10 protein-coding genes are annotated in these 9,516 nt (G+C 59.9%); 5 read left to right on the top strand and 5 right to left on the bottom strand.

What is annotated here, in order from left to right:
• Positions 1-28: 28 nt before the first annotated feature.
• Positions 29-685: a DsbA family protein gene (locus ACTZWY_RS19105; RefSeq protein ID WP_444792302.1), complete on the bottom strand. Its 657-nt coding sequence runs from the start codon at positions 683-685 to the stop codon at positions 29-31.
• A complete protein-coding gene (locus ACTZWY_RS19100; RefSeq protein ID WP_444792301.1) occupies positions 685-1,239 on the bottom strand; it encodes a DUF721 domain-containing protein in 555 nt (184 codons plus the stop codon). Before ACTZWY_RS19100 ends, ACTZWY_RS19105 begins: the two co-directional genes overlap by 1 nt.
• Positions 1,240-1,338: 99 nt before the next feature.
• On the opposite strand from ACTZWY_RS19100, the gene ACTZWY_RS19095 reads away from it, so the two are divergent.
• The 3 genes from ACTZWY_RS19095 (at position 1,339) to ACTZWY_RS19085 (ending at position 4,120) form a co-directional block, all read left to right on the top strand.
• Positions 1,339-2,379 carry an A/G-specific adenine glycosylase gene (locus ACTZWY_RS19095; RefSeq protein WP_444792300.1) on the top strand — a complete coding sequence of 347 codons (1,041 nt, stop codon included), beginning with the start codon at positions 1,339-1,341 and terminating at the stop codon, positions 2,377-2,379.
• A 12-nt stretch (positions 2,380-2,391) separates the two neighbouring features.
• Positions 2,392-2,892, top strand: coding sequence for a lactoylglutathione lyase (gene gloA, locus ACTZWY_RS19090; RefSeq protein ID WP_444792299.1), 501 nt, complete (start codon positions 2,392-2,394; stop codon positions 2,890-2,892).
• Positions 2,893-2,977: 85 nt separating this feature from the next.
• Positions 2,978-4,120, top strand: coding sequence for an alkane 1-monooxygenase (locus ACTZWY_RS19085; RefSeq protein WP_444792304.1), 1,143 nt, complete (start codon positions 2,978-2,980; stop codon positions 4,118-4,120).
• A gap of 109 nt (positions 4,121-4,229) precedes the next feature.
• Here ACTZWY_RS19085 and ACTZWY_RS19080 read toward each other — a convergent pair whose 3' ends face one another.
• Positions 4,230-5,306, bottom strand: a complete 1,077-nt coding sequence (locus tag ACTZWY_RS19080) for a rhamnan synthesis F family protein (protein WP_444792298.1) — start codon at positions 5,304-5,306, stop codon at positions 4,230-4,232.
• 266 nt (positions 5,307-5,572) lie between these two features.
• Between ACTZWY_RS19080 and ACTZWY_RS19075 the strand changes: the two genes are divergently transcribed.
• Positions 5,573-6,394 (top strand): cobalamin B12-binding domain-containing protein, encoded by an 822-nt coding sequence (locus tag ACTZWY_RS19075; protein ID WP_444792297.1) that lies wholly within the window; start codon positions 5,573-5,575, stop codon positions 6,392-6,394.
• Here ACTZWY_RS19075 and ACTZWY_RS19070 read toward each other — a convergent pair.
• Together ACTZWY_RS19070 and ACTZWY_RS19065 are read right to left on the bottom strand one after the other, a co-directional pair.
• The gene (locus ACTZWY_RS19070) at positions 6,350-7,408 is read right to left on the bottom strand and encodes a Stealth CR1 domain-containing protein (protein WP_444792296.1); all 1,059 of its coding nucleotides are present in this window, start codon (positions 7,406-7,408) and stop codon (positions 6,350-6,352) included. The two genes, ACTZWY_RS19075 and ACTZWY_RS19070, sit on opposite strands and share 45 nt — an antisense overlap.
• Positions 7,409-7,867: 459 nt before the next feature.
• The gene (locus tag ACTZWY_RS19065; RefSeq protein WP_444792295.1) at positions 7,868-8,812 is read right to left on the bottom strand and encodes an ISAs1 family transposase; all 945 of its coding nucleotides are present in this window, start codon (positions 8,810-8,812) and stop codon (positions 7,868-7,870) included.
• 551 nt (positions 8,813-9,363) lie between these two features.
• On the opposite strand from ACTZWY_RS19065, the gene ACTZWY_RS19060 reads away from it, so the two are divergent.
• Positions 9,364-9,516, top strand: a 153-nt coding sequence (locus ACTZWY_RS19060) for a transposase (RefSeq protein ID WP_444792303.1), incomplete at its 3' end; no start/stop codon positions are given.

The raw sequence follows: 9,516 nt of genomic DNA, 5'->3' as shown, positions 1-9,516 counted from the left end.
CACCCCCTGTAATGGTCCGGTCATGACCTTAGCCGCCCAGATGCTCGTTCAGCACACGCTGGAATTCCGCGAAGGGCATGTTGGAATATTGCTGCCCGTTGATCATGAAGGTGGGCGTGGCGCGGATTTCATCGGCTTCGGCATTGGCCTGATAGAATTCCGTCAGTTCCAGTGCCTTGTCGCCATCTTCCAGACAGGCGTTCACTTCTGCGTCATTCATGCCCGCCTGACGGCCCAGACGCCGCAGGTTATTGGCAACTTCCATCGGATCGTTGGACCCCGCCCAGACGCGCTGCTGTTCATAGATCAGTTCGACCAGCCCGTGATAGCGCTGTTCGCCGCCGCAGCGCGCGACCATCGCCGCCCACAGGCCATAGCGGTCAAAATAGACTTCGCGCTTCAGATACAGAATCTGGTCGGTATCGATGAATTCTTCCTTGATCTGCTGATAGGCCCCCTGATTGAAACTGGCGCAATGCGGACAGGTGAAGGACGAATATTCCACCACCACCACGGCCGCATCAGGGTTGCCAAGCGGCATGTCAAGGTCGTGGATCTGGTGCGGGCTGCCTTGGGTTTGGGCGTTGGCGGCTGTGGCGGGGGCCTGCGCTTGCGACATATACCACCAGCCACCGCCCCCCAATGCAGCAACGACAGCCAGCGCGGGGATAAGGGTTTTGTTCATCACAGATGTCCTTTGTTGTTCGAGGCCTTGGAAAGCACATTTCCAGCCAGACGTTCAAGGGCTGCGCGCAGCCCGTCATCATGCACACCATCCGCAACAGCCCTGGCCGCGCGCAGGATCTGCGGATCGGGGGCCTTGGGGGCAGGTTTGGGGGCAGGGGTGAATTCAGCTTGCCCTTCGGCAAACCCCATGGGCGCGGTCTGGGTCAGGGCAATGCGCGCAATCGCGTTATAGCCGTAGCAGGCGTTCACCTTCTCGCGCAGGGCAGGCAGGCGCATTTGCAGCATGGGCCCTGCGGCACCTGTGGTCAGCAGTGTCAGTGTGGCCCCAAGCCCGCCGCGCCCGTAGCTGACCTTGACGGGGCGGCAACAGGCGGCCAGATCGGCCCCGGCAATTTCCGGCCAATGGGTCAACAGGCGGCTGACAGCAAAGCCGCGCGCTTCGCCCACTTTGCGAATCTGGGTGTTCAGCAGCCCGGATGCCGCTTCAAACCCGCGTCTGCGCCGCTGGGGGGCGGCTGCGTCCTGCGCTTTGGGGGCCGGTTTTTTTGCCATGATGCCTGATATGCTCTTGCGGGTTGCGATGTGCAGTTTACCCTTTATGACGCCAAGGGCCAGAGGGCGCACGCGAATTTGACAATAAGGACCACCCCCATGCGCGACAGCGCGACACTGGATATTTCAACGCGCTTGCTGGGGTGGTATGACCGCCACGCCCGCGATTTGCCATGGCGTATTGCCCCCCATTCCGGCGCGCGGCCGGACCCCTACCGCATATGGTTGTCTGAAGTGATGCTGCAACAAACCACTGTTGCGGCGGTGAAGGAGTATTTTCACCGCTTCACCACCCGCTGGCCGGATGTGCAGGCGCTGGCGGCCGCTGATGATGCCGATGTGATGGCGCAGTGGGCGGGGCTTGGCTATTACGCGCGCGCGCGCAACCTGCTGAAATGCGCGCGCGTGGTGGCGGCGCAGGGCGGGTTCCCCGACACGCGCGAGGGGTTGCAGACCTTGCCCGGAATTGGCCCCTACACATCGGCGGCGATTGCGGCAATTGCCTTCGGGCGTGTGGAAACTGTGGTGGATGGCAATGTCGAACGCGTCATGGCGCGGTTGTTTGACGAACACACCCCCTTGCCCGCGGCAAAGCCCGTGCTGACAGCCTTCGCGGCCAGCCTGACACCTGCCCACCGGCCCGGCGATTATGCACAGGCGGTTATGGACCTTGGCGCGACAGTGTGCACCCCGCGCAACCCTGCCTGTGGCATTTGCCCGCTGATGGGGGATTGTGCCGCGCGGGTGGCGGGCACAGCGGCCATGCTGCCCGCCAAAACCCGCAAGGCGCCCAAACCCGTGCGTCTGGGCATGGCCTATGTCGGGCGGCGCGTGGACGGGGCGTGGCTGATGGAACGCCGCCCCGATTCCGGCCTGCTGGGCGGCATGCTGGGCTGGCCGGGCAGTGCCTGGGCAGAAGCTGCGCCCGCGCCCGTGCCGCCCGTGGCCGCAGACTGGCAACCCCTGAGCGCTGAAGTGCGCCACACGTTCACGCATTTTCACTTGCGCCTGTCGCTGCAGGTGGCCCATCTGGCGATGGATACGCCGGGCCTGTTTATCCCTGCGCAAGATTTCACCCCGACGGCCCTGCCAACGGTTATGCGCAAGGCGCATGCGCTGGCGGCCCCCACCCTGACCTGACCCGGAGGACCCATGGCACACGACATTTCCCAGACGGACCAGTATAAACTGACCCATACCATGCTGCGCATCAAGGAACCTGCGCGCGCGCTGGCGTTTTATGAACAGGTTCTGGGCTTCCGCCTGATTACGCGGCTGGATTTCCAGGAGGCGCGGTTTTCGCTGTATTTCCTGCAACCGCGTGGCCATTCCGACCAGTCCGACGGGTCACTTGAACAGGCGTTCAGTGCCATGGGCCTGTTGGAACTGACCCATAACTGGGGCAGTGAAGCTGACGACAGCACTATGCATTCGGGCAATTCCGACCCCAAGGGGTTTGGGCATATCTGCGTGGCGGTGCCAGATATTGCCGCGGCCTGTGCGCGGTTTGACGCCATGGGCGTGCCCTTCCAGAAACGGCTGGGCGAGGGGGGGATGAAGGAAATTGCCTTTATCCGCGATCCTGACGGCTACTGGATTGAAATCGTGCAGCCCGATCTGATGGACGGGTTGCTGGCCCGGCATAAAGTGTAAATCTGTCGCATCCGGCAGGGCTTTGATGCGGGGTGGTTTTTGCTATCATCTTCCGCGAAGGGACTGCCCTTTCTGAAAGGCCCGTATCGTGACACCACAACAGTTCCGCCGCCTGTCTGCAGCACTGCCTTTCTGGGCGTCGCTGGGCTTTGTGCCGCTGGTGGTGATGGCCGCCCTTTGGGGGGGCTGGTGGCTGGTGTTGATGCCGCTTTACGGCTGGGTGGCCTTTACGGTGATGGATTTCATCACGGGCCTGTATACTGACAACCCCGACACAGACACCCCGCTGGCGGACCTGTTCTGGTATCGGCTGATCACACTGGTCTGGTTTCCGGTGCAGTTTGTCGTCATTTTCGGCGCGCTTTGGTGGGTGGCTGAAACCACACATCTGCACTGGCTGGAAGAGGTGGGGCTGATGTTTGGCGTGGGCGTCATGTCGGGGGTAATTGGCATTGTCTACAGCCATGAATTGTTGCACCAAAAAACCGCGCTGGAGCGGTGGCTGGGCGATCTGCTGCTGGCCTCGGTGCTGTATTCGCATTTCCGGTCCGAACATCTGCAGGTGCATCACCGCTATGTCGGCACCCCGCGCGACCCTGTGACCGCGCGGCTGGGCGAGGGGTTTCAGGCCTATTTCTGCCGCGTGCTGCGCGATTGCCCGCCATCCGCGTGGCGTGCAGAAGCCGCGATGCTGGCGCGCAGGGGCCTGCCCGTGTGGCACCGGACCAACCCGTTCTGGCGCTACGCAGCCCTTCAGGGCGCAATGCTGGCGCTGGCGTTCGGTATTGGCGGCGCGTGGGGGCTGGTGTTGTTCCTGTGGCAGGCATTGATTGCCATATGGCAGCTGGAACTGACAAACTACATTGAACATTACGGGCTGACGCGGCGGCATCTGGGGGACGGGAAATATGAACCCGTGCGCCCGCATCACAGCTGGAATGCGTCGCATCGGGCGTCAAACTGGCTGATGATCAACCTGCAACGCCATTCCGACCATCATACCAAGCCCGACCGGCGTTTTCCGCTGCTGCAAACCTATGGCACCGATCAGGCCCCGCAACTGCCTTTCGGCTATCCTGCGCTGACAACGCTGGCCATGATCCCCCCGCTATGGCGGCGCTTCATGAACCCCAAAGTCCGCGCATGGCGGCGCCAGTTCTACCCCGATATTTCCGACTGGTCGGACTATGACCGTCACGCCACCCCTGTGCCGCGCGGGGCGTCGTGACTGCGGCGCAGGGTTGTTTCGCCGCGACCCGCTGTGATGGGGCAAGGCCGTCTTGCTTGCCGGTGACGGAGTTTTCGGCCGGGGACACACCGCGCAGCAAATCGCGGGGTCAGGAACGCGACGCCATGGTCAGAATTTCCTGTTCAACCTGTGGCGCGAACTGCTGACAGATGCCGCGATCAATGGAAATCTGGCGCTGCATTTGATAGTTGTAACTGGCGCTTTTCTTCATCGCGGCAAAGCCTATGCCGTGAAACAGCATGCCCGGTTCGCTTCCAATCACGTTGCGACTGAGCTTGCCGTTTTCCAGCCCCTCAATCAGCCTGTGCCGAATGGCGGGGACATCGTGCAGCGGCAAGTCCCTGAACAATGCGGCGCTGTGGTGACCGATTGTATCAAGATAGGATCGTGCGGCCAAAATGTCCTGATCCGCGCAGGTGGTGTAGTAGTGTCGCATATCATCCGCCGAAAAAAGCCAGCCAATTTTGTGGTTTTTTCCTTGGAAATAGGCTGTCATCCCCATCTCGCTGTTGCGGATGGTGAAATGTCGGCTGTTTGACACTTTCAGATTTGCCCAATAATCCCTGAAATCGTCGGAGTTCAGAAATACCTTGTCCTTGAACATGAACAGATAGCTTTGCACATGGGCGTTTTTGCGTGTTTTGAACCCCTTGGCGAAGGAATACCCAATAAGGTTGCCCGCAATGCCACGCATGCGTGACAGGTGGTCACACTGCTTGAACACTGGAAACCAGATGCTGTCATTGATGCATGTTATGCTGTCCAACGCATGGGGCTGTGTCGTAAGGTGCAAGATCGCGTCACGGTATCCGCCGAAGTCATAGCCAAAATTCGGGCGTTTCATAATCAGCGCGCAATGCGCCTTCAGGCGGTCATATTCCGCAGCACTTACGCCAGAGTTCAGAACAACAAAGGCCGAAAAGCCCTCGGCTTGCAGGTGCTCCAATGTATGAAAGGTGGACTGAGAAACGCCTTTTGGCTGGTAGACAAGCAAGACCACAACATTGGCGCCCAGCACAAGGCCCCCTTCGCTGACCTCGATACGGGCGTTGCGCTGCCGGTCAAAGCTGCGCTGTTGATGCCAGTAAACCGGCGTCATCAGAAGCGCTTTGACTTGTTCGCGCACGCGTCTGGCTTCGCGCGCGATCTTCCATTTTGGTATCATCCGGCCCACCACTGCCCATCAGGCTGTTTGTCGTCCCACATCTGCAAGCGCCCTGTGCTTATGCAAAATTGCAGCTGTATCCAAGGTAAAAGTCAAGCCGTGACAACAAAGGGGAAACGCCCGAACCCAACCACCAACCAAGATGGACGCTGGTCCAGTCAAACGCCGTCCTGCCCGGAATTTCAGCGAAAAACGCAATCGGCACAGCATCGACGGCTTGAAAGTTTTGTATGCTGACGTATGCTTCGCTTGGGGAGGCACTGCCAATGGGAAAACAAGAGGTCGCATTCGACCCGGAAATTTTTGCGCGAACAGCATCACTTTTTGCCCAGAAACGCAGTGAATTTGCACCTGACGCTGTAGAAGCGCTGGCTGGTGATGTGCTGCGCCGGTTGGCGTCCAGTTCCAAGCCGCATGACCCGTTCGACATTGCCGCCATAAGTGACGACAGTATTGCCGCGTTTTGCGCAGCGCTTGTGCGGCCGCAATCCGATCCTGCGCGCCAGTTCATCGAAGATCGCCGTGCCGAAGGGATTACGCGCATGGGGGTGTATCTGGGTTATATCTGCGCTGCCGCGCGCCGGCTTGGCGAAGGGTGGGATAACGAACAACTGTCCTTCATCGATGTGACCATCGGCACGGGCCACCTTTATGCGCTTATGCGTGCGCTTCGTGCTGAACGCTCATCGGCGCGCATGGAATTCGACGCCAGACGTTGCGCGCTGTTTGCCACTGTCCCCGGCGAGGATCACGGCATCGGCATAACTGTTGCCGCAGACCTGTTTCGGGAAAACGGCTGGGATATAGATTTGCAGATCGGCAGCTGTCATGACACGCTGATTGCCCGCGCCGAAGCCACCCAGCCCGCGATTATCGGGCTGTCGCTAAGCACCGAGGGGCGGCTGGATATGCTGGTCCGGCTGGTGGTCGCGCTGCGGCTTATCCTGCCTGAAACGGTCATCGGGGTGGCCCCGGCGGCGGGGCTGAATGTGCAGCGTATCCATGACCTGGTGGATATCGATCTGGTGTTCACCAGTGCGCAGTCAGCTTGCGCCGATCTGGAACAGCTGATCCGCCGCCAGGCCTGACGGCGCGTGGTCGGGCGCGCCCGCGCGCCGGGTGGCAGGGGGCGTGATGCCCGTAAATGCGCCAACTGCGCGCGCAATCAATGCGCGCGATTCCGGCATGCAGGCTTCCAGCTGGGGAAAGTCGTTCACGCACAGGAATTTTGCAGCCCCCGAACAGGAATGCTGCACCCATGCGCGCACCTGTTCCAGCGGCAGTTCCAGCGCTGCCCCTGACCGCAGGTGCAAGTAATCCTTGCTCGGTGCGGTAACGTAATTGCCGCCTGCAATGGCGACATGATTATGCAGCGCCATTGGCTGAAACTGCGTGACATCCCGAAACGGATGCGCCAGGTTTGCCATAAATTCCGCGGGCCGACGCGCGAACAGGTCTGCCAGCACAGGGCGACGCAGCGGATGCACCACATGCGCGCTGGCCCACATATGCGCCGCGTCAAAACCCGCCAGCCGGGCGGCATTGATCTGGGTGAAATGGTTGAACAGGGCCGGGTCGCGCCGTTTTTCCATGTCTTGGGCAAGGGCTGTGTGGTCGACCCATTTGCCGCGCAAAACCGGCCTGTCGTCGCAAAACACATCCTCCCTCCGCAACGGCGCCGTCAGAAATACATCGTCGTTGAAATATAAAAACGAGTCAGACAGCCCCGGAATGCGCCAGATGACAGTTTCAATCGACAGGGAATTGAAGGTGGGCAAGACATGGTGAAGCCCGTCAAAAATGACGCGGTGATCGATGATACGCAAGCGGCCCCGAATGCCCGGCGGAATGATCGACATATCCGGCCTCTGGTTGTCGGTGACCAGCCAGATATGGCGAATCCACGGGGCATGATTGGCCAGCGATGTCAGGCAATAGGTCAATTCATCACTGCTGCCCCATCGGTGAGGGTTGATGCCATTGGCATGCAAGGCGCGGCCTGCCTGCTTCAGGCTTGCGTGGCGTTTTGCCTGATGTGCCGGATCGGCCCCGTCAACCCATGTGATTACTGCGTCTATCGGGCTGCAGGGCTGGCTTGTCATGTTTGGTATCACGCCTCTATAAACTCGGAGCACGATGTCCGAAAAACTGTCTTGATCAGCCCACAGGCAAAAATGCGCCCGCACACCATTCCACCCCGCGAAACCCGTCGAAAGCAAGGTCCACGGGCTTGCGGGTCATGAAAACACTGGGAAACCGATTGTCTTGCGTAAATAGGATGCGCATTTGCACAGTCAACACAGAAGGTGATATCCGGCCATCGCATGCGACACGCAGGGCAATCGCGTTTGGCTCAGCTCTCTGGGGCCGGCGCTTTCAAGCCATTGAGAATGCTGCGTAAGAACCCCTCATCCCACCCCGCGCGCTTGAGCTTTATGGAGAGCGATCCCTTTGACGTGTCCTGCCGAACGACGTCGAGGGCACGGCGCCGCAGGACAGCAATGTTGCCCGGGGCGTTATCCTTGCGGTTGCGAGCGGCGTCTTCCCGGAAGTTACGAGGATCAGAAAACAGTCTGGGGGACTGTTTTCCCGAGGAACACGTCGAGTTGCCAGTGCAGGACATTCTCGATGGCCCAGTGCGCACGCACCGTGGCCAGCAGCACCTCTGGCTCTGGTATCCAGGACAGCGCGAAATACCGGGTTTCCGAGCTTGTCTTTCCGTCGAGTTCTCGGGTTGCCTCGATCCGCCCGAAAGCCTTGAGGCCCGGGAATTCATGGTGCTCAGCCAATCCCTTGGCAGAAACGACCACTGCCTTTCGGTGTTCCTTACGGCCATGGCCGCTGTCCTCGGTGCTGGCTTGTGGATGACCTTCATCCAGGCGGCCGAAACATGCTCTGGCGTCCGACAGCAGCGAGTCCTGATTGGCCTTGAGCGCCAGGCACCAATCGCCGCCCTGCGCGTTGATCGCTGCAACCGTGCGGCGATTGCAATGCAGTGCATCGGCGGTCACGACCTTTCCCTTGAGAGCGATCAGTCCCAGAACCTCAAGAGCCGCGTCCAGCTCCGTGCCATGATCGGCGGCGACTGAGGCGAGCGTTAGGCGCAGACGCGCGGCATAGGCTGAGACCATCATGCGGGTGCGCGCACTCTCGCCCTTGTTGCGCGCCCCACGCAACGCTTTGCCATCGATGGCAATGACATCACCATCTTGCAGCGCCGCCGCGACATCCGCCAGTATCTTCCCAAAAGCCGCATCCAGAGACTTCGGGTCGATCATCTGGAACACCGTCGAGAAGGTGTCGTGCGATGGAATGGCATGCTTGAGCTTCAGGAAGCTTCTGAAAAAGCTCTCTTTCGCGCGCCCGAAAGCGGCCATCTCGGCGCAATTCGACGAGCCGCAAAGCACCGACACGAAGGCGATGACGAGCAGCTCAGCGAGGTCATGGCGGGCGTTGCTGGCTCGGGGATCTGGGACATCATCAAAGGCGGACAGGAAGATCTGCATCGGGGGACAAGGCTCCAGGACATGAATCCCCCATCCAGAATCGATCCCGTCGTCATCCGCAAGGGCAGATGTTCACGCCCTCAGTTCCAAACGCGATTCCCCTGACCGGACACTCCGGACTGCCGCCGCATACAGCATGGTGGTGGAGCAATGGTGCAACCTGTGCCGACGGCGCGTGACATATCTGGCAAGTGACCTTATTCGCGTCTACTTACCAGACCATCCCGTGCATGAACCATTATTCCCGTGCAGCAGATGTGGAACGACCGAGTATATCAATACCAGGTGCCGTGTTCCAAAGCATGAGGAATACGGTAATCTGACGATCAGGCGACCACTCCGACAGGTATGGAAGTGGGGGAACGGCTACTTGGGTGATTGATAAATTACCTGTCCTGGCGCGTTGGGTCCGCGAAGTCTCCCAAGGCTGACGCCATATAAAGTGAAAGTAAGATTCTCGCCTTGGCGTTCCATCGATCCGGTAATCCCCCCCGAAATTAAGGGGCTGCAAAAGTAGAATTTTCTCGGCAAGATGAACGAGGAGAATTCGAATGAAGACAAGCAGATACACTGAAGCGCAGATCATCGCGATCCTGCGGCAGGCCGAAGGCGGGGTGCCGGTTTCTCAGCTGTGCCGCGAGCATGGCATGAGCGACGCGTCGTTTTACAAATGGCGGGCCAAGTATGGGGGCATGGACGCTTCG

Origin of the sequence: Roseinatronobacter sp. NSM (assembly GCF_052379845.1) — a bacterium.
Classification (GTDB): Bacteria; Pseudomonadota; Alphaproteobacteria; order Rhodobacterales; family Rhodobacteraceae; genus Roseinatronobacter.
This window is presented reverse-complemented; position numbering and strand designations above follow the sequence as displayed.